General features: G+C 64.1%; 18 protein-coding genes. 9 read left to right on the top strand and 9 right to left on the bottom strand.

Translation table 11 applies throughout. The features are described 5' to 3' along the window. Window positions 1–57 precede the first annotated feature (57 nt). Together hydA and IVB45_RS13590 are read right to left on the bottom strand one after the other, a co-directional pair. On the bottom strand, window positions 58–1,467 hold the full coding sequence (gene hydA, locus IVB45_RS13595; protein ID WP_247359633.1) for a dihydropyrimidinase: 1,410 nt from the start codon (window positions 1,465–1,467) through the stop codon (window positions 58–60). 11 nt (window positions 1,468–1,478) lie between these two features. Next, window positions 1,479–2,219 (bottom strand): aspartate/glutamate racemase family protein, encoded by a 741-nt coding sequence (locus tag IVB45_RS13590; RefSeq protein ID WP_247359634.1) that lies wholly within the window; start codon window positions 2,217–2,219, stop codon window positions 1,479–1,481. A 205-nt stretch (window positions 2,220–2,424) separates the two neighbouring features. Here IVB45_RS13590 and IVB45_RS13585 point away from each other — a divergent pair, with 205 nt between their 5' ends. Further along, window positions 2,425–3,135 carry a GntR family transcriptional regulator gene (locus IVB45_RS13585; RefSeq protein WP_247359635.1) on the top strand — a complete coding sequence of 237 codons (711 nt, stop codon included), beginning with the start codon at window positions 2,425–2,427 and terminating at the stop codon, window positions 3,133–3,135. A 2-nt stretch (window positions 3,136–3,137) separates the two neighbouring features. Continuing rightward, window positions 3,138–3,887, top strand: a complete 750-nt coding sequence (locus tag IVB45_RS13580; RefSeq protein ID WP_247359636.1) for an aspartate/glutamate racemase family protein — start codon at window positions 3,138–3,140, stop codon at window positions 3,885–3,887. Here IVB45_RS13580 and IVB45_RS13575 read toward each other — a convergent pair. Beyond that, entirely contained in the window at window positions 3,884–5,275 is a 1,392-nt protein-coding gene (locus IVB45_RS13575) for an amidase (RefSeq protein ID WP_247359637.1), read from the bottom strand. The genes IVB45_RS13580 and IVB45_RS13575 overlap by 4 nt on opposite strands. Before the next feature lie 88 nt (window positions 5,276–5,363). Here IVB45_RS13575 and IVB45_RS13570 point away from each other — a divergent pair, with 88 nt between their 5' ends. The 4 genes from IVB45_RS13570 to IVB45_RS13555 are packed head-to-tail and all read left to right on the top strand — an operon-like array spanning window position 5,364 to window position 9,233. Further along, the gene (locus IVB45_RS13570) at window positions 5,364–6,458 is read left to right on the top strand and encodes an ABC transporter ATP-binding protein (RefSeq protein ID WP_247359638.1); all 1,095 of its coding nucleotides are present in this window, start codon (window positions 5,364–5,366) and stop codon (window positions 6,456–6,458) included. 30 nt (window positions 6,459–6,488) lie between these two features. Then, complete coding sequence (locus tag IVB45_RS13565; RefSeq protein WP_247282375.1) at window positions 6,489–7,535, top strand: ABC transporter substrate-binding protein; 1,047 nt, start codon at window positions 6,489–6,491, stop codon at window positions 7,533–7,535. Window positions 7,536–7,554: 19 nt separating this feature from the next. Beyond that, a complete protein-coding gene (locus IVB45_RS13560) occupies window positions 7,555–8,418 on the top strand; it encodes an ABC transporter permease (RefSeq protein ID WP_247359639.1) in 864 nt (287 codons plus the stop codon). Beyond that, window positions 8,418–9,233: an ABC transporter permease gene (locus tag IVB45_RS13555; protein WP_247359640.1), complete on the top strand. Its 816-nt coding sequence runs from the start codon at window positions 8,418–8,420 to the stop codon at window positions 9,231–9,233. Before IVB45_RS13560 ends, IVB45_RS13555 begins: the two co-directional genes overlap by 1 nt. Here the strand turns inward: IVB45_RS13555 and IVB45_RS13550 are convergent, their stop codons facing one another. After that, window positions 9,234–9,569, bottom strand: a complete 336-nt coding sequence (locus IVB45_RS13550; protein WP_027569358.1) for a hydroxyisourate hydrolase — start codon at window positions 9,567–9,569, stop codon at window positions 9,234–9,236. 26 nt (window positions 9,570–9,595) lie between these two features. Between IVB45_RS13550 and IVB45_RS13545 the strand changes: the two genes are divergently transcribed. The 3 genes from IVB45_RS13545 (at window position 9,596) to IVB45_RS13535 (ending at window position 13,937) form a co-directional block, all read left to right on the top strand. Continuing rightward, entirely contained in the window at window positions 9,596–10,792 is a 1,197-nt protein-coding gene (locus tag IVB45_RS13545; RefSeq protein ID WP_247282371.1) for an MFS transporter, read from the top strand. Next, on the top strand, window positions 10,773–12,140 hold the full coding sequence (locus IVB45_RS13540) for an amidase (RefSeq protein ID WP_247359641.1): 1,368 nt from the start codon (window positions 10,773–10,775) through the stop codon (window positions 12,138–12,140). The genes IVB45_RS13545 and IVB45_RS13540 overlap by 20 nt, the downstream gene beginning before the upstream one ends. A 102-nt stretch (window positions 12,141–12,242) precedes the next feature. Then, window positions 12,243–13,937, top strand: a complete 1,695-nt coding sequence (locus IVB45_RS13535; protein ID WP_247359642.1) for an MASE4 domain-containing protein — start codon at window positions 12,243–12,245, stop codon at window positions 13,935–13,937. Between the two features lie 113 nt (window positions 13,938–14,050). Here IVB45_RS13535 and IVB45_RS13530 read toward each other — a convergent pair whose 3' ends face one another. The 5 genes from IVB45_RS13530 to IVB45_RS13510 form a co-directional block, all read right to left on the bottom strand. Next, window positions 14,051–14,968 (bottom strand): DUF2950 domain-containing protein, encoded by a 918-nt coding sequence (locus tag IVB45_RS13530; RefSeq protein WP_247359643.1) that lies wholly within the window; start codon window positions 14,966–14,968, stop codon window positions 14,051–14,053. After that, a complete protein-coding gene (locus tag IVB45_RS13525) occupies window positions 14,965–16,611 on the bottom strand; it encodes a DUF3300 domain-containing protein (RefSeq protein WP_247359644.1) in 1,647 nt (548 codons plus the stop codon). Before IVB45_RS13525 ends, IVB45_RS13530 begins: the two co-directional genes overlap by 4 nt. Before the next feature lie 104 nt (window positions 16,612–16,715). Continuing rightward, the gene (locus tag IVB45_RS13520; RefSeq protein WP_247360151.1) at window positions 16,716–18,083 is read right to left on the bottom strand and encodes a TAXI family TRAP transporter solute-binding subunit; all 1,368 of its coding nucleotides are present in this window, start codon (window positions 18,081–18,083) and stop codon (window positions 16,716–16,718) included. A 113-nt stretch (window positions 18,084–18,196) separates the two neighbouring features. Then, window positions 18,197–19,429 carry a biotin/lipoyl-binding protein gene (locus IVB45_RS13515; protein WP_247360152.1) on the bottom strand — a complete coding sequence of 411 codons (1,233 nt, stop codon included), beginning with the start codon at window positions 19,427–19,429 and terminating at the stop codon, window positions 18,197–18,199. Next, window positions 19,422–19,829, bottom strand: a complete 408-nt coding sequence (locus IVB45_RS13510; protein ID WP_035962349.1) for a hypothetical protein — start codon at window positions 19,827–19,829, stop codon at window positions 19,422–19,424. The genes IVB45_RS13515 and IVB45_RS13510 overlap by 8 nt, the downstream gene beginning before the upstream one ends. Between the last annotated feature and the right edge of the window lie 176 nt (window positions 19,830–20,005).

Here is a 20,005-nt window from a genome sequence, read left to right as displayed (position 1 = left end):
ACGGCCATCGCCCCCGCGCACGAGCGGCACAGTTGAGCAGCAACGTGTTGAGCCCGATCAGATCAGGCTCGACCTGCCGCGGCTGAGAATGTCGCCTGCGCCTTTGTCGCCGACGATCCTGCCGTGCTCGTACACCATCCGGCCACGGGCGATCGTCGTTACCGGCCATCCCGTGACGTCGAACCCTTCCCATGGCGTGTAGTCCGAGCCGTGATGCAGATCGGCCTGCCGAATAGGTTTCTTCAATTTGGGGTCCCACAGCACGATATCCGCATCGAAGCCGACACCGATCGAGCCCTTGCGCGGATAGAGGCCGTAGATGCGTGCATGGTTGGTCGCGGTCAGCTCGACGAATTTCTGCAGGCTGATCCGTCCCTTCGACACGCCTTCGGAGAACAGAATCGGCAGCCGGGTCTCGACACCGGGAATGCCGTTCGGCACCCAGCGGAACGAGGTGCGGCCGTTCGGCGTCAGCTTGCCCCTGGGATCGTCGTAACGGAACGGGCAGTGATCGGACGAGAAAGTCTGGAACACGCCTGACGTGATGCCTTCCCAGATCGCCTGCTGGCTTTCGGTATCGCGCGGCGGCGGCGAGCAGACGTATTTCGCGCCCGTGATGTCCATGTTCAGGCCCTTCATGTCGTCGGCCGTCAGCGTAATGTATTGCGGGCAGGTCTCGGCATGCACGGGCAATCCGCGCTGCTGGGCCCAGCGCACCTGCTCCATCGCCTCGCGCCCGGAGACATGCACGATCATGATGGGAACGCCGATCACCTCGGCATGACTGATGGCGCGATGCGTGGCTTCGCGCTCGACCGCCTGTGGCCGCGACACGCCGTGATAATACGGCGCGATATGGCCCTCGCGTTCCAGCCTGTTGGTCAGGAAGCGGATGGCGTCGTAGCCTTCGCAATGGACCATCACCAGCGCTTCCTCGCGGCGCGCGACCTCGAAGACCTCCAGAAGCTGCTTGTCGCTGAGCACGAGGTCGTCATAGGTCATGAACACCTTGAACGAGGTGTAGCCGTCCTTGACCAGCGCCGGTAGTTCCTGCCCGAGCACGACCGCTGTCGGATCGGAGATGATGAGATGAAACGCCGTGTCGATATAGCACTCGCCTTCCGCGAGCTTGCGATAGTTCTCGACACAGGCTCGCAGCGACGCGCCTTTCTCCTGAAGCGCGAACGGGAGGACCATGGTGTTGCCGCCGGCAGCAGCCGCACGCGTTGCGGACGCAAAATCGTCGGCCATCACCACGTCAGGGCCGGACGGTTGCGAGATGTGGACATGGCTGTCGATCCCGCCCGGCAACGCCAACAGCCCGGTCGCGTCGATCTCGCGGGCAGCACCCTTGAGATGATCAGCAATGCTGACGATGCGGCCGCCGCGAATGCCGATATCGGCGCGGAACTCGTCGCTGGCCGTCACGATGGTGCCGCCGCGAATGGCGAGATCGAACTGCGTCACAGGAGTCTCCATCACTTGATGACCGCCGATGTCTGGAAGATCCGGCCCCAATCGGCAAGAGCACCGGTATCGCCGCCGGCGAGCTCCAGGGTTCGCCACAGCGTGACCGCCACCGAATCGAGTACCGCGACATTCAATTCCCGTTCGAGCGAGGCCGCCAGCGCGGCGCCGTCGAGGTTGGTGCAGAGGATGACGACAGCATCGGCGCCGTCAGCCGCCACGGCGCGGATCATGCCAGCAATCGTCGCAGGCGCGACCTCGCCGAAAGAGAAATTGTCGCGCAGTCCGAGGTGCCGCTCCGTCTGTGGGGCGATCCCCTCTTCGGCCCAGACGTCATCGATCCGCCGCTGCACGTCATCGGTATAGGGAGATACGAGACCAACGCGCTTGGCGCCGAGCGCACGGGCGGCATCGATGCAGGCAAGCGTCGACGTTGTCGCAGGCACGCCTGTGCGCGCCGTGATTGCCGCGCAAAGACTCCGGTCTCGGCTGATGCCGAGCCAGCTTGCGGACGTACCGTTCCAGGCGATGGCATCGACTTTCGCATCGGCCAGCAGGTCCGCCGCTGGCAGCATCACCGAGGCGTCGAACTGGTTCAGCGCCGCGGCGTCAAGCGCGATCTCGGTGACCCGGAAGCGCGAGAAATGCGCGGTGACGCCGTCGACGCCGGCGAGCATCGCACTGGTGACGGGCTCCAGCACCGAATTGGAGGAGGGCGTAATCATGCCGAGGCGTTTGCGCGTAATCGACATCGATCGCAGTCGCTCCGTTACGGCGAAAGCGCTCCTCCGCTTCCTCAAAAGATCATCCGCGTCCGCATCCGTCCACGCAACCCACAATCTGCATGCTGCATACAATTTGTTCGATATGCATGTGTTTTGAGCCACATACGTCTTCTATTTGGGCACGTCATATGAAGGAAATTAGCTACGATCGCACGTCAGCAGGAAGGTCGGCGTGCAGCAGAAATCCGAACCGGTTACGGGACGAAAGTCGCCCAAACTCAAGCGGATGGGCCTGCATGAGCGCGCGGCTGCGCGGATGCGGACGATGATCATTCGCGGCGAGCTGCCGCCGGGATCGCAGACCCAGGAAACCAGGCTGTCGAAGGAGCTCGGCGTGTCGCGCACGCCGCTGCGCGAGGCGATGAAGGTGCTGGCTGCGGAGGGATTGATCGAGCTGCGCCCCAACCGCAGCCCGCGCATCGCGGGCCTCGCGGTCGACGGCATCTCCGAATTGTTCGAGGCGCTGGCCGGCATCGAGCGGCTGGCCGCAGAGCTTGCCGCGGAGCGCGCCACCGAGCGCGATCTCGCCCGACTTCGCACGCTTCAGATCCGCATGGAAGGCCATCACCGCAACGGCAAGCTCGACGAGTACTTCGCCATCAACGGCGAGATCCACAACACCGTTGTCCGCATGGCCCGCAACACGCCGCTGCGCGAGGCGCACGAGACGCTGATCTCCCGCGCCGAACGCGCGCGTTACCTCGCACTCGGCGCCGACCGCCGCTGGAGCAATTCGGTCGACGAGCACGCCGATATCCTGGCAGCCCTCGAGGCCCGCGACAGCGAAGCGGCCGGCCGCCTGCTTGGCGCTCATGTTCGGCGCACCGGCACCGCCCTGCTCGAAGTGATCGGCACCTCTCAAGCCAAGCAGACGGCGGCGTAATCATGAAGCTGCTGCTGCTCAACCCGAACACCAGCACCGCAGTCACCCAGTTGATGACGGATGTCGGGCAGCGCGCGGCTTCGGCCGGGACCGAGTTGATCCCCTGCACCGCGACCCGCGGCGTCCCCTACATCTCGACGCGCACCGAGGCGCAGATCGGCGGCGCCATTGCGCTGGAGATGCTGGCCGAGCAGCATCACAAGGTCGACGCCGCGATCATCGCCGCCTTCGGCGACCCCGGCCTGTTCGCCGCGCGCGAAACCTTCGACATTCCCGTGGTCGGCATGGCGGAAGCGGCGATGCTGACCGCCTGCATGGCCGGACGGCGTTTCGCCATCGTCACATTCGCCCAGGCGCTCGGCCCCTGGTACGAGGAATGCGTCCGCGCCCACGGGCTGTGGGAGCGCTGCGCCGGTATCCGTATGCTCGATACGCCGTTCCAGGCGATCTCGGAGGTCGGCACCGAGAAGGAAGATGTGCTTGTCGAACTTGCTCAGCGTGCGATCGTCGAGAACGACGCCGATGTTTTGATTTTCGCGGGCGCGCCACTTTCGGGCCTTGCCGAGCGCGTCGCCGAACGGATCCCCGTTCCTGTCGTCGATCAGGTCGCCGCCGCAGTGAAGCAAGCCGAGGCGCTGGTGGCGCTACGCATGCGCAAGGCAACCGCAGGCACGTTCCGCCGGCCCGCCGCCAAACCCACCCTTGGTCTTGCCGATGCGCTCGCCGCCCGGCTCGAGCATCGCGACAGCTAGGGGAGCTTCGGCCAGCGATGCGAAAAACCCAGTTCGTTCTCGATGGCACGGCCGAAGGCAAACAGGCGGGATTCGCATCGCGGTGGGGCAATGATCTGGATGCCGAACGGCAGCTCGTTCTCCCCTCGCGGCGCCGGCAGGGTCAGGACCGGGAAACCGACCAGCGACACAATGAAAGTGATAGCGAGATAGTCGATCGGCGTCTCCAGCGCCGCGCCATCGATCGCGGTGACATCGCTGATTTCGTTCGGCCAGGCCAAGACGGACGGCGCCGGCGCCACCAGGAAATCGGCGCGGGTGAACAGCTCGCGAAAGCTGCGGTAGATCGCGGTGCGGCGACGCTCGGCGTTGAGATAATCCTCCGCGGAGAGCTTTGCGCCCGCCTCGATGTTCCAGATCACGGTGGGCGTGAGCTCGACGCGGCGCGTTTTCAGCAGCTCGCCATAGCTGTCGGCGATGTGCGCGGCGCGCAGCGTCCGGAATGTCTCGATCGCACCGCCGCAATCGGGCGCGGACGGCACCACATCGGCAGCGGCCGCGAGCGCCTCGCAGGCCGCGGCGAACCGCGCACGGACTTCGCGCGCCACGGGCGCGACACCGAAATCGGGCGTCACTGCGATCCGCGGACGCCCTGCAACCGGCCGATCTTCATTGACGACGCCCATCGAGAGCGGGTCGCGCACATCGCCCCCCGCACAGACCGACAGCGCCAGTTCGAGATCGTCAACACCGCGGGCCAGAAAACCGTGGGTGGCGAGCATGTCCCAGCCGAGCGGTCGATGCGGCGACGGGATGCGACCGGGCGTCGGCCGGATCGAGGCGACGCCGCAGAAGCTTGCGGGCGTCCGCACCGAGCCGCCGAAATCGGTGCCGTGCGCCAGTGGCACCATGCCAGCCGCGACCGCGACAGCGGAGCCGCCGGACGAACCGCCCGAGGTCAGCGCGGAATCGAACGGATTGCGGGTCGGGCCGCACAATTTGTTGGTGCAGACCGCACCGAAGCCGAATTCCGGCGTGTTGGTCTTTCCCAAGATGATCGCGCCGGCGCGCCGCAGCCGCGTGACCACGAGATCGTCCTCGGCCGGAACGTGATCACGAAACAGAGCCGATCCGTAGGTGGTCGCAAGTCCCGCAGTGTCGGTGAGATCCTTGATCCCGACGGGCATCCCATGCAGCGCGCCGATCGGAGCGGGCGCGGCGTCGCAGATATCCGCGGCACGGCGAGCCCGGTCCGCGTCGACGGTCACGAACGCCGCCAATTGCACGTCTTGGTGCGCAATCCGTTCGAGATGCGCCTCGACAACCTCGCGCGACGACAGCTCGCCCTTCGCAATGGCGCGCGCAATGGTTGTGGCAGTGAGGTCGCAAACCGATCGATCCGATGTCATCGCCCCACCATGCCAAACCTCGCATCGAAAGGCGAGCGCGGCGGGCACGAGACTTGCTTTCTGCTTTGGGGCAACGGGAGGCAACATCATGGCTGAAGTGCAAGGCGGCCGATCGCTCGTCGTCGACGCCGTCACTCACCGCTATCCGAGCGGCGCGCTCGCGGTCGAGAACATCAATCTCGACATCAAGGGCGGCGAGATCGTCGCCCTGCTCGGCCCCTCCGGCTGCGGCAAGACCACCCTGCTGCGCATCATCGCCGGCTTCATCGCGCAGACCCAGGGACGGATCATCATCGGCGACGACATCGTCGACGCGCTGCCGCCGAACCGCCGCGCGGTCGGCATTGTGTTCCAGAACTACGCACTGTTCCCCCACCTCAGCATCGGCGAGAACGTCGCTTACGGACTTGCCGCGCGCGGTATCGACAAGACGACCCGCCAGCGCGAAGCGCAGCGCCTGCTGGATCTGGTGCAACTGCCGACCATGTCGGAACGGTTGCCACGGCAGCTCTCCGGCGGCCAGCAGCAGCGCGTGGCGCTCGCTCGCGCACTTGCGATCAAGCCGTCGATCCTGTTGCTCGACGAGCCCTTTGCCGCGCTCGACAAGAATTTGCGGCTCGACATGCAGATCGAGGTCAAGCGGCTCCAGCGCGTCTCCGGCATCACCACGGTGATCGTGACCCATGACCAGGAAGAAGCGCTGTCGATGGCTGACCGCGTCGCGGTGCTGAGCCACGGCAAGCTCGAGCAGTTCGGATCGCCGTCCGACGTCTACGACCGGCCGCAGACGCTGTTCGTGAACACGTTCGTCGGCGCCAGCAACTGCATGCCCGGCGTGGTCGTCTCGGCGGACCGGACGGCCGCCAAAGTCCGCCTCGATGCTGGCGCTGAGATCATCGCGCGGCCGGCGGGTGGCGCGTTTGCCGAAGGCGGCCGCGTCACCGTCTGTATCCGCCCCGAGCATCTGCAATTCGTCGGTGACGAGACCGGCTTTGCCGGAGTGGTCGGCATGTCGCTGCCGCTCGGGGCCACCGTCGTGCACGAGATCACCACCGCCGACGGCTCCAGCGTCAAGATCTCACAGGCGCGCATCGGCGAGACGCGCACGCTGGGGAGCGGCGCCGCGGTGCGCCTCGCGCCACTCGCCCCGTCGCTCGCCAACGCTTTTCCTGCAACGCTTTAGATCCAGTTTTTGTCCAGAGGGAGTTCGACCATGATCATGAACCGCCGAAGCCTGATAACGACCGCACTCACACTCGGGGCCATGAAGGCGTTTCCCGGATTGAGCTATGCCCAGGCCCGCCCGCTAGTGTTTGCGACCTTCACCGGAAGCTGGGAGGAGGCGCACAAGGCCGTGCTGGTGCCGGCGTTCCGCAAGGCCAACGCGGACGCCGCAATGGTGCTCGATCCCATGCTCTCGGTCGACCAGATCGCCAAGGTGAACGCCGCCAAGGCCAATCCGCCGATCGACGTCATGCTGCACGATCCCGGCCCCGCCCTGGTCGCGATCGGCCAGGACCTGGTTGAGCCCTATCCGGTCGAGAAGAGCGCCTATTACAAGGACCTCATCGCCGAGGCACAGGAGCCGATGGGCCCCGCCCCGTTCTTCCAGGTCGTCGGCCTCACCTACAATCCGGAGGCGGTCAAGACGCCGCCGACCTCATGGGCCGATCTGTGGAAGTCCGAGTTCAAGGGCCGCGTCGGCATCACCAATCTTAACTCGACGCTCGGGACCGGCTGGCTGGTCGAGATCGCCAAGATGCGCGGCGGCTCGGAAGCCAATGTCGATCCCGGCTTCAAGGCGATCGAGGAGCTGAAGCCCAATCTCGCCGCGGTCGCGGCCAATCCCGGCGCGCTCGCCACCCTGTTCCAGCAGGGCCAGATCGACATCTCGCCCGGCAATTTCAACGCCATCCAGATCCTGAAAGCGCGCGGCGTGCCGGTCGAGTTCGTTGCCCCGAAGGAAGGTGCCATCGCCTTCAAGACCACGATCCACATCGTCAAGAACTCGCCCAACCGCGAGCTCGCCTTCAAGCTGATCGAGGCGTCGTTGACTCCCGAGGTGCAGACCACGCTGATGAACCCGCCCTATCTGATCGTGCCGACCAATTCCAAGGTGACGATGGGCGGCGAGATTGCGCGCGTGCTCGCCAAGGACACCGCCGAGCTGAAGCAGAAATTCGTGTTCCAGGACTGGAAGAAGATCAACGAGCAGCGCTCGGCCTGGATCGAGCGTTTCAACCGCGAGATCAAGATCTAAGAGCTTTAGGGATCCGACGATGGGCGCAGCACCGGCACCACGGGACGTGACCTCCCACGGGATGGGATTGGCAGTGCCGCTGGCGCTGTTCTTCCTGGTCTTCTTCTTGGCGCCGCTGCTGCAACTGCTTTGGCTCTCGCTCCACAACGACACGGCCGCGCTCCATTGGGGGCTCGGCCAATATTTGCACTTCCTCACCGACCCCTTCAGCCTCAGCGTGCTCGGCTCGACGCTGCTGCTCGGGGCGGAGGTGACAGCCGTCTGCCTGGTGCTCGGCTTTCCCATCGCCTGGCTCTACCAGCGGGTCGGGCCGCGGCTTCAGACCATCATTATCCTGATCGTGCTACTACCGCTCCTGACCAGCGTCGTGGTGCGCACCTTCGCCTGGATCGTCATTCTGGGCCGCCAAGGCATTATCAACGCGACGCTGCAATCGCTTGGCATCATCAATTCGCCCTTGAAGCTGCTCTACACCCAGTTCGGCGTGGTGATCGCGCTGGCGCAAGTGCAGATGCCGCTGATGACGTTGCCGCTGATCACCGCGCTCGGCCGGATCGATTCCAATCTCGACGATGCCTCCTGCTCGCTCGGCGCCGGAAGCTGGCGCACCTTCTTCAAGATCGTGCTGCCGCTGTCGCTGCCCGGCGTGATCGCTGGTTGCACACTGACCTACGCCGCCGCAATCACGGCCTTTATAACCCAGTCGCTGATCGGCGGCGGCCAGATGCTGTTCATGCCGATGTATCTCTATCAGCAGGCCTCGACGCTGCAGAACTGGCCGTTTGCCTCCGCAATCTCGATCATCTTTTTGCTGGCCGTGCTCGCGGTCGTTTCCGTCTTCACCACACTCGGCCGCCTGTCGCGCGGCTATGGAGGTGCGTGATGAGCCGGCGCAAGCGTACTCTGGAGGCGTTCAGTTTCGAGCTGGTCATGAGCCTGATCGCCGTGATCGCGCTGATCATCATCATCGCGCCGTCGCTGGTGGTGTTGATCGTCTCCTTCACCAGCGGCTTCTCGCTGCGTTTTCCGCCGCCGGGCTATTCGCTGCGCTGGTACGCCGAATTGTGGAACGCCTGGCAGCTGCACTTCGCAGCCAAGAACAGCCTCATCGTGGCACTGTGGGCGACGGGCCTGTCGGTGGTGCTCGGCGTTGCCGCCGCGCTCGCGATCTCGCGCTCGCCGAGGCTGTCGGCCCGGCTGCTCGATTCCCTCTTCATGTCGCCGCTGGTGCTGCCGGCGCTGGCCTTCGGCCTGGCCGCGTTGATGCTGTTCTCGTTGGTCGGATTGCCAGTGTCGCCGCTGACATTGGTGATTGGCCACACCGTCGTCTGCGTCCCCTATGTGGTGCGCAACACGATTGCCGCGCTCGCTCAGCTGGAGCCGACCCTGCTCGAAAGCTCGGCGGTCCTTGGCGCGAGTCGGCTTTACACGTTCCGGAGGATTGTGCTGCCGCTGATCCGGCCGGGCATCATTGCGGGCGCTTTCATCGCCTTCATGTCGTCCTTCGACAACGTGCCGGTGTCGCTGTTCCTGCGTGATGCCGCCACCGACATGCTGCCGATTCGGATGTGGCAGGACCTCGAGGGCAAGCTCGACGTCACCATCGCCGCGCTGTCGGGCGTGCTGATCATCGCAACCGTAGCGCTGGTCGCGATCATGGAGCGTGTCACGGGACTGTCGCGGCGGCTAACCAACTGATCAAGCGCCGCGGAACAGCGAATAGCCCCAGCGCGTGAATTTCAGCGGTAGATGAAAATGCTCGTCGACATCCTTGATGCGAAAGCGGAACGGCGTCACCGTAAGGAACTCCTCGCGCTCGCCAAAGAACTCGCCGAGATGAAACAGGACCTCGTACTCGCCTGCCGTCACGCCCGCGCCCTGCGCAACGGGATGATCGAGCACGCCGTTGGCACCAAGCCGACCGTCGGCGACGCGCAACGAGTCCGGATCGATCCGCCAGATCTCGACACGCAGACCCTGCGCCGGACGTCCGCTCGCCACATCGACCGCGTGAATGGAAATACCGCCTGCCACAATGTTCCTCCCGTGAGCGCAGCACCATGGTAGACGCAAACACGGCCGTTCGACCAGCGCCGGCATTGCTGCCGGCGCTTGGCGCCATGACCTCACTGCAGGCGCTGGTGGCGCTGGCTCTGTTCGCGCCGGGCGTGGTGGCACCGCGCGCCCAGATCGAAGTCTGGCAGCTCTCGATGTTCTCCTGCGCCGTGTTCGCGGTCGGCATTCCCGCCTCGTTCTGGGGCGGCGGGTTCATCGCCCGCTTGGGCTCGCTGCGGATCGCGAGCCTCTGCGCGGCGGCGATCATCGCCAGCATGGCGCTGGCTTCGCTCGGCTCGACGGCGGCCCTGCTCGCAGCCGGCCTCTGTCTTGGCCTCGCCTTCGGACCGGAGACGCCCGCAAGCGCGGCGCTGCTGGCGCGGCTCGTGACGACCGAGCGGCGCGCGTTCGTGTTCTCGGTTCGCCAGACCGGAAACCAGATCGGCGCCGTCTGCGGCTCGCTGGTTCTGCCCGCGATCGCAATCTCGCTCGGGCCCGCCTGGTGCTATGCCGCCGTGGGTGCCTGTGCGCTGCTGGCGATAGCGTGGTTCGAGTGCTTGCGGCCGGCTTACGCCGCCAAGGTCATTCCACAGCCACAGCTTGGCCTTCGCATGCGGCTGGCATTGGTGACCGCGGATCGACGCATCGGAATGCTGGCGCTGGCCTCGATGCCGTTCAGCGCAATGCAGGTGTCGCTCAATACGGTCTTCGTCACGCTCGGCACCCGCGAACTCGGCCTCAGCCATGTCGAGGCCGGTATGGCGCTCGCCTGCGCCCAGGCCGGCGGGCTGGTCGGCCGGCTCGGCTGGGGCCTCGTCGCAATGCGCCTCAACGCCTCACGCGGAGTTCTCGTCGTCATCGGCCTCGGCATGACTTTCTGCGCCGCGCTGCTGGGTCTCGATGGCGCATCGCTCGGACGGACGGGCCAGTTTGCGATTGCAACTCTGTTCGGCCTGACCGCCTCGGGCTGGAACGGTGTCTTCGTGGCCGAGATCGCCCGCCTCGCGCCGCAGGACAGGATCGGCGAAACCACCGGCGCGGTGCTGACAGCATCCTACGCCGGCCTCTTGGCAGCACCGGCACTGGTGTCGCTCCTGGACGGCGCAGCCAGTCTCGGTGCCGCCTTCTTCGCCTTGGCGTGCCTCGCCCTCTGCGGCACATTGGCACTGATCTGGGGAGGCCATGACAACCCGAAAAAGTAGCGCGTGCGAGATTGCGGCCGACGTCTCCGCCGGACGAACGAGTGCGGTCGAGACCGCCAAGGCCGCGCTTGCGCGCATCGAGGCCGCCAAGGCGCTGAACGCGGTGGTGACGACCGCTCCCGCGCGTACGCTTGCCGACGCCACAGCGGTCGATGATCGCTTGCGTGCCGGCGAGGCGATGCCGCTCGCCGGTGTCCCCGTCATCGTCAAGGACAACATCTGGGTCGGCGGCTGGCGTGTGACACAGGGCTCGCGCCTGTTCGCTGAATTCGTCGCGCCGCAGGATGCGATTGCGATCGAGCGGCTGCACAAGGCCGGCGCCGTCGTCGTCGGCATCGGCGCAACGTCGGAATTCGCCTGCAAGGGCGTGACAACCTCGCCGCTGTATGGGCCGACGCGGCATCCACTCGATCCCACGTTGACCCCCGGTGGCTCGTCGGGCGGCCCTGCTGCCGCGGTTGCGGCCGGCCTCGTGCCGCTGGCGATCGGTACCGATGCGGGCGGATCGAGCCGCAGGCCGCCGGCTCATGTCGGCATCGCCGGGTTCAAGCCGTCGTATGGCGCGATCCCCTATGGGCCCGGCTTCGCCGAACCGTTCTTCGGCCTCTCCGTCATCGCGCCGATCGCCACCGATATCGCCGATATCGCGTTGGCGTTCGAGGCCATGGCCGGTATCGATCCGCGCGACCCGGATTCAGCCCCCATCGCTCAAGGGGCTAAAAACATCGCCGGTCTGCGCATCGCGTTCTCGCCACGCCTTGGGCTCGACGTCGCCGTCGATGATGTTGTCGCTAACGGGCTCGTTTTCGCCATCGCGCGTCTCTCCGCCGCAGGCCTCGGCATCGCGCAGCGCGATCCCGTCTGGCCGGCGGGCGCGACGGAAGAGGCCATCGTGCCGCTTCAGCACGCCGGGCTCGCCGCACTCTATCGAGACGCGTTCCGCGAGAATCCGGCGGTCTTCGATCCTGACATCGCCAGGCAGATCGAGCGAGGGATGTCGTGGTCGGGCGCCGACGTTGCCGGTGCGTTGCTGGCAAGTGCCGGGATCGCCAATGCTTTCGCGGCATTCTTCGCCGAGGTCGATCTGCTGCTGGCGCCCACCGTCCCCTGTGTCGCGTGGCCATTCACCCAGTCCGGACCCGACAGGATCGGTGGCCGCGCGGCGAGCCCGCGCGCGCATGCGGCGTTAACGCCCTTCGTCAATCATGCCCGGCTGCCTGCGATTTCGATACCGTGCGGAACGGACCGGTCCGGACTTCCATTCGGCCTCCAGGTCATCGCCGCGCGCGGACAAGACCGCACGCTGCTTGAAGCAGCGCAAGATATCGAGGCGATGCTGCGAACATAAGTCCGGCCGTCAGATGTCTCTTCCGAAGACGCCGATCCCCCTTATGGGCTTTCAACGGGCGCGGGGACGAGTAAGATGCTGTCTCGTGGTCCCGGAGGCGGAATGAGCCAGCGCAAGTTCATGGGACTTGGCGGCGGTGCGACAGCATCGGGGCCGGGCATTGCGCGAGCGAGCCAACGATCGGCCAACGCAGCCGCCGAGCCCGCCTACGATGATGAGCAAGAATTCCCATTGATCATCGCGAACATGCCCGCAACCCCTCGCCAAAAGGCCTGGGCGGTGGGTGTCGCCGTCTTGCTCATCGTCCTTGCAGCGGCCATCGCGCCGTTCGCCCGGATCCAATTGGGCCAGATCAATGGTTTCGTTCCAGTATTGCAGACCGCGTTGGCCCTGGCCGAATTCATCACGGCAGCCCTGCTGTTTGCTCAATTTTCGATCCAGCCTCAGCGGGCACTTCTCGCACTCGCGAGCGGGTACGTTTTCAGCGGATCGTTCGCATTCCTGCAAACGCTCGCCTTTCCGAACGGATACGCCACCGCAGGTGTCATTGGAAATGGACTGGATAGCCCCGCTTGGCTTTACGTGCTTTGGCACACCGCTTTTCCCGCGGCTATCCTGGTGTACGGATTCACAAAGGATCACTCCGCCGCCGGCCGACCAGGCAGACCTGCAATAGCCGCGATCGCACTAGCTTTCGGCTGCATCGCTGCCACCGTGGCAGCACTGACGTGGATGGTGACCGCGAAAGCCGAATTTCTCCCTAGCTTCTACGTGAACGACGTCAGGCATCAGACCCCTCTCGGTAATCAGGTCAACCTGATACTTTTGCTTTGGAATGTGACCGCTCTCACCGTCCTGTTTGCGCGCATGCGCACCATTCTTGACCTTTGGCTAATGGTGACTTTACTCGCCTACCTGCCCAATTTCCTGGTGGCGATCATCGGCAGTTCGGTTCGGTTCACCATCGGTTGGTACGCAGCACGCGGTTTCGTTCTGGTCGGCAGTTGCATGTTGCTGACCGTATTGCTCATCGAAACGATGTTTATCTATTCGCGCCTTGCCAGCGTCATTGCCCTGCAGCGACGCGAACGAGCGAACCGGCTTCTCAGCATCGACGCGGTCACTGGCGCGATCGCCCATGAGCTGAGGTCGCCATTAGGGGCCATCTCGCTCAATGCTGCGACCGGGTTGAGTCACTTGCGAGCTGCCTCCCCTGAACTCGAGGAACTCGAGAACATCCTCTGTGACATCGAAGCCGACGGCGGTCGGGCGGCTGACATCATATCGAGCATTCGCGAGATTACAATCAAAACGGCGCGCGGCGGCGCTTCGGCAAACGTCGAGGACATCGCGGAGCTTACGCTGAGACTGTTGAAGCACGATCTCCTGGCCAATGGCGTATCAGTGACGACGGAGCTTCAGGGCAACATACCTCCAGTCGCACTGGACGGCACTGAGCTTCAGCAGATTGTCCTGAACCTCTGCAAAAACGCGATTGACGCAATGAGCTCTGTCCCCGCCGACCAACGAGAGCTCCGTCTGAAAACCGCCCTCGATGGTGGCGCAACGGTCCATTTGTCCGTCGAGGACTCGGGCACCGGCATCACACCGCGTCATCAAGAGCGCATCTTCGACCCTTTCTTCACGACGAAGCAAGGCGGTATGGGGTTGGGACTGGCCATCTCCTCCAACCTCGTCGCAAGGTGCGGAGGAAGGTTGAGGCTGGTCAAATCGGACGTCAGGGGCTCCGTTTTCGAGTTGGAGATGCCAATCTCCGCTCCCACTTCGTCGCAATGACACCACGAGACCCTCACGATCGTTCCGCCTTTCGCTCACTTCATAGAGATCATGATCGTGCTAAGGTTGGCGACCGATACGAGGGTGCCAGACGCACTATCTGCGTACGTCGCTCAGGGTTTTGCACCATCGACCTTCTTCCAGGTCTGGTCCGGATCGAATGCAGTCATGCGGGACACGAGAACCTTGGTCCGATAACCGAGATCCTTCTGGTAGATAACGCCCGCATGGTTGACCAGGAAGGTCATGACGCCGGAATTGCCGTACTCGGCAGGCCAGGCGACCAGTGCAAAACCTCCGATCATCTTGCCATTGACCACATAGTTGAGCGCGCCGCCTGGCGCGTTCGACCCCTGCCCCTTCAGGATCCGGAAATAATAGCCGTGGTAGGGCGCCGCACCCTCCTCGGCCTTGTAGCCTTCAGCCGAAGCCTGCGCTGCTAACGCGCCGAGCGGGCTCTGGTCATTGTCGTCACGCCAGAACAACCCGTCCTTCTTGCCCGCGCTGCTGACGATGCGTTGTGCGTACACGCCGGCCCCCTCGCCGCGATCCTTGTCGGCGTAGTCGTTCTCGGCATCGACAAAGGCGAGACTGGTCTGGATGGCGTCGAGCTCATTGCGGCCGATGCGGCGATAGAGTACCTCGATGCGACCTTCGGCGATATCGAATTCCCAGCCGGTCCTGGTGTTGACGAGCGGGATCGGGAACGGGAATTCGTCCGGACCCAACATCAGCATTGCCTTCTTGTTACCCTCCGCTTTGATCGAATGCTTGGCGTCGTACATCGAGGTGAAACGTTTCCGGATGTCGACGTCGGCGACCTCATCACCGGACGAGACGATGTCCTCGGCAGCGCTGCCGAGCACTTTCAGGATAGCCCGTTCCGGTCCGTTCTTGACCGCCGACGCGAGCGCCGCCGCTGCATCCTCCGGTGTCGGATACGATTGCTGCGCCCGGGATGGCGAACTCGTGAGCGCCAGCGCCATGATGGCCGGCAGGGCGACGCGATGAAGCGACTTGAAGCTTATCATGGCATCACCTGCGCAGGAATCGTCGCGCCGCCGGCGAGCCAATCCCGATACGTACGGAATTTTAGACCGAGCTTCTCGTAATAGACCCGGAGATAACCATCGGCTCCGCGGGTAACGGCTTCTGGCTTCACCTCTTCGACTTCCTGCGCAATGATCCCGACATAGGCCTTGTCGCTGCCGATATAGCTGAAGCGGTAGTAACCAAGGCCGCTTGCGAGATGGCCGAGCAGAACGACATCATGCTTCAGCCCGATATCGGAACGCCGTCCGCCACCGCCACCACCACCGCGGCCACCGCCACCGCCACCTTGGAAGCCTCCGCCGCCGCCTCGGCCGGCGAAGCTCGCACCTCCGCCGCCGCCACCGCGCGGTCCCATGCTCGCCATGCTCGCCTGGCCACGGGCCGATGCTGCAGCCGCCGAGCGGCCCGACGACACGTTCAGGGCGCCGCCACCCCCGCGGTTCGCTGCCTTGGCGCCACCGCCGCCCTTGGCACCGCCCGCTTTAGAGCTGGCACTTTTTGCGCCGGCATTCTTGGCACCACCACCCTTGGCCGCGCGATCGCCACCACCTTTAGCACGATCGCCCCCCGCCTTGGCACGATCCCCCGGGCCTTGTCGGTCACCGCCTCGATCACCTGCGCGGTCGCCGGCACGATCTCCTGCGCGATCTCCCGCACCAGGCCGATCCTGTCCCGGCTTCTGCTGTCCGTCGCGGCCGCGGAAATCCATCCGGTCGGCGGCGCCGGCCTTCAGATTGCTATTGCCGAAGCGCTGCTGAACATTTGAATTGTTGTAGCGAACGCCCTGGCGATGCGACGGATTGTGTTGCCAGGCGTTTCCGATGTTGGTAGTTCGGTGATTGATATAGACGTTGCGGTTGCCCCAGTTGCAGCCGCCGCCCCAATAATTGCCCCAGCGGCCAATGGCCCAAGCCGTGCCGAATGCAAGACCAGCCGCGACCACACCCGCGCCGATATAGGAGGGATAGCCAAAGTAATACGGTGGATACTCGGTGTAGGGCCACGCGCCGTAGACTGTCGCAGGCTCGTAGTACGGCACGTACATCGTATCGGGAACTGCCGGCTCGATCACGACCACCTGCCTGCTTTCCTCGGTATTGACGCTGACCTTCTGCTGCGTGGTGGTCACCAGCTTCTTGTTGTCATAGGCCTTGGTGCGCAGCCGCTGCACCGCATCCATCACATCCGGTTGCTGCGCGAGCACGGCGTCGCCCAGCGCCTTGGTCCAGTCGAGCTTGTCGCTCATCATGGTCAACACTTCGGCGGTTGAGGCCAACGCCTTGACGCTGTCATCCCAAGGCTGCTTCTCGACTTCCGTCTTCAAGGGATCACCCTTTAGAGTCTTGCGCTCCTTCAGCCAGCGATCGGCCTGCACGACTTCCAAGGGATAGGTGGACGCGGCCAGCACGTTTGCAAGCAGTTCGTCCGGATAGAGCGCAATCGGTGCGACCAGAGCTTCGAGCTGCTCGGGCTTGAGCAACTCAGCAGCCGCTGGAGGCTTGCCGGCGGTTTGGACTTGGCTACTTGGGGCCGCCGGAGCGTCTGCGGTTTGGGCTACTGCGGCGACAGGCATCGCCAAGAGCAACGCCATCGCGATCAGAGTGTTCCCGCAACGAAGCATCACGTCCTCCCTTGAGCTCCCGTTGGACCAAGCATCTTGGACGATCAGTATCTTCTATTGATCAAGATCAAAGAAGATGGAGCTCTCCCGGAGGTCGGAGCTATTCACTCCGCGGCCGGACGTTCGATCCGGTCGATGTCCGGCCGCACCGCTTGGCCGCTGCTGCCCAGCCGCGCAGAAAGTAAGATCCGGCGATCGTGGATCAGGCTTTGAAGGCGGTGCGCGGCTACATTCAGTGTGGAGACATCGAGCGCATTCTCGTCTCCTGCAGCGGCCTTGGCGCGCTGGCCCTGGAGCACCCGGTCGATCTCGACCTCGATATCGGACAGTTCGGCCTCCGCCTCAGTCCTGCGTATCCGCGCGCCCAGCGCATACAGCAAGTCCAGGCCCCGTTCGTCTTTAGAGGAATCACGCACCTGAAGGAATTTCCAAGCCGCCGCCAATACGGAGATGAGGCCGCCGAAAATCATGGGCGCGAGAAAAATCGCGTTTCCCCATTCGTCCAGAAAGCTCTGCTGCGTTCCGTTGTAGAATGCTGCGGCGCCGGGATGGACCGGGAGGAAGGCGTCCGAATCCGTGCTCGGCGCGGTCATTTGCGAGAGGATCGGCAATTCGCCGAGCAGGTCCCTGCGTGCCTTCATCAGCGCGTCGGCCAGGCTGCCCGCCACCTCTGCGCTGAGCTGCTTTTGCGCGACCACATAGAACGAAACCCGCAGCGTGGTGAGATCCTCGCTCGGGACAGGCGGCGAACCGCGCAGCGTGCCCTTCGGGACATCGAAGCTTTCATAGGCGCGCTGCTTTTCCGCGATGGCACCAGCCGCCTCGACGGGAAGGAGGACCGGCGCGGTCTTCGGCGTCTGCAGAAAGAGGCCGCGCAAGAGGGCCAGATACTTTTCGGCAAGAGGAACGACGATCAAAATCGCTCGTACCTCCTTGGCATCGAGTGCCCGCCGCGCGTCTGCCGGCTGGAGATTGCGGAATGTCACGTTGGCGCGTCCAAGGCCGTATTCGTCGCTGAGGACGTCGACGACCTTGCGATTCATCTCGCCGCCGATCACGCCGACGCTGGTGCGCTTCAGACCAGCGATTTCGGTAATGGAGGAGCCCGGCGGCGCAACCAACAGGACGACGGCATGGGCGAGGACCGCGATAGCCTGCGCCTGCGATAGGTCGCCGACGTCACCGCGAACGACAGCAAGCTCGACCTTTTCCGCCGCAAATTGCTCGGCAGCATCAAGCGCGTTGGTGGTTTCCACCAGCTTGAGCCGGACCGGCGCGTTCGCGACGGCAAGCCGGCTTGCCAACGCCGATACCAGACGCGTGGCTTCGCCATCCAGCGATCCGACCGCGATGGTCAGCGTCGTCGGGCGAGAGTACCAGCGGTAGCCGAACAGGCCAGCTCCAAGCACAAGCACAACAGCGCTGGCGACAATGATAGAACGAAGCCAAACCGGCATTCTCGCAGGGACCATGTGGCGCTCACAGTTGATATGCGCTCGGTGGTCGGACTGGCTCATGAGGCCAGACCGGCTCAACTGAGGCGCATCGCTGAACCGAAGTGCGATTCAAACCAAAGCGAAGCCTGTCAGTGCCCGCTCAGCACCAACGTCTTGATCGGCAGCAAGAGCGCCTGAATTCGCAAGAGCATGGCGTGCACGAGGCCAACACCATCGACGACGTGCAAGGCAATTGCCCGCCCCGTGCCCGTCTCCTTCGCGGAGATCTCCTCATGATTGCTGGTATAGGCATTGACGATGCAGCTGCTGCCCGGCGTCACGCCTTCTAGCCCGCCCTTGTAGAGCGGCTCCAGGAAAGCCAGAATCGTTCCAGGTCGCCCGACATTCTGCGCCTCGATCAGTTGCTCGCCGGTTCGGAACTGCCCGGCCGCGATGAAATCCTGGACGCTGGTGACGACCATGGGAATGATCACCCACGGCTTCGAGATGCAGGTTGCTTCCGCCACCATGCCGACCTTCATCACCTGCGCCTCGATCTGACCAAAGCCGGCCTGCAAGGCGCGCCTGCCGGCACCGTCCGGAACCAGCACGCCGGCCGGGCGCATCAGCTGATTGACGACATCGCCGGTGCGGACCAGGAATTGCTCCACGCGGCCGTCGACCCCGGCGCGAACAAAGGTCTTGTCCAGATCGACCTGCGCTTCCGCCAACGCCGCCTGGGCGCTCGCCTTTTCAGCCGGCAACAGCGTTGAAAGTCGCAACGTCGCTGACGTCTTGGACGCGGTGGCAGAGTCCACACCAGCCTGCCGCTGGTTGACCACGACCTGTAATTTCTCGATATCGCGCTGCGGGACGATACCGGGGTTGCGGCGCTGCAACTCCGTCTTGACATCCAGTTCGTCCTTGGCCTGCTGAAGGCTGGCCTTGGCTTCCTGGATTTGCGCTTCGGCTTTGACGACGTCGTTTTCGGCGCTTGTCATCGCAGCGTCGACCTCGGCGATCTTGCGGGTGGCTGTTTCCAAAGCAGCCTTCTGCTTCGAACCGTCCAGCCTGAACAGCACGTCACCCTTCTTCACGGCCTCGCTGTAGCCGACATTGACTTCCGCCACCCGGCCGGAGCCCTCGGGCAGGATCGGCACCGTGCGAAAATAGAGCGTGGCGGAGGTGGTTGACGGGTGAAAGTAGAAGATCATGGTGATCAGAGAAATCGTCAGCATCAGGCAGCCGGTGATGCCCCATCGCAATTCATACCAGATGGAAAAGAAGGTGATCTCCTTGCCGAAACGTTTGCCCTGGGCATAGCGGCGGTAGAGGTAGTCCGGCAGGATGGTCAGAAGGGAGCAGAACATGAGCTCAAACATGGCTATGCTCCTTCTTGGCGATCGGCTTCTCGACCGGCGGCAAGCCTGGTAGTTCGGGCTCCCGACCCTCACCTGGCGCGGCGTCAGCGATCCTCTCGACCGAGCCTGCGATACTCCGCAGCGGCGTGCCGAAATCTGGCAAGTCGATCATCGCGAGCAGAAGGCCGGCCACCCAGAAAATGTGCATGTGCGTAAAGAGCGAGATGATGCCCAGCACGGCCACGATCTCGAACTGCAGCTTCTGCGACTTGTGCGCCATTCGTTCGGGCAGGCTGTGCAGCTTCCAATAGAGCGTACCGACCCAGAGCACGGTGCCGACCAGGAAGATTCCCATCACGACCATCAACACGTCCGTGCCGCTTCCCGGCGCGAGATAGAACGGCAGATGATGCGGGGCCATCGGATGAAGTTGCTCGCTCAATGGTCGCCTCCACAGAAGGGATCAGGGCGGTCTGCGCGCCGGCTCGTTACCGTGGCCGCGCAGGTGAGAAAATTGCTTGATATGAATCAAAGGTCCGAACGGCGCGAAACCTAGCTTAGCCCTGACTCCGCTCCCACAGCAAGCCAGGAACGTAC

It is taken from the genome of Bradyrhizobium sp. 4, assembly GCF_023100905.1.
Classification (GTDB): Bacteria; Pseudomonadota; Alphaproteobacteria; order Rhizobiales; family Xanthobacteraceae; genus Bradyrhizobium.
This window is presented reverse-complemented; position numbering and strand designations above follow the sequence as displayed.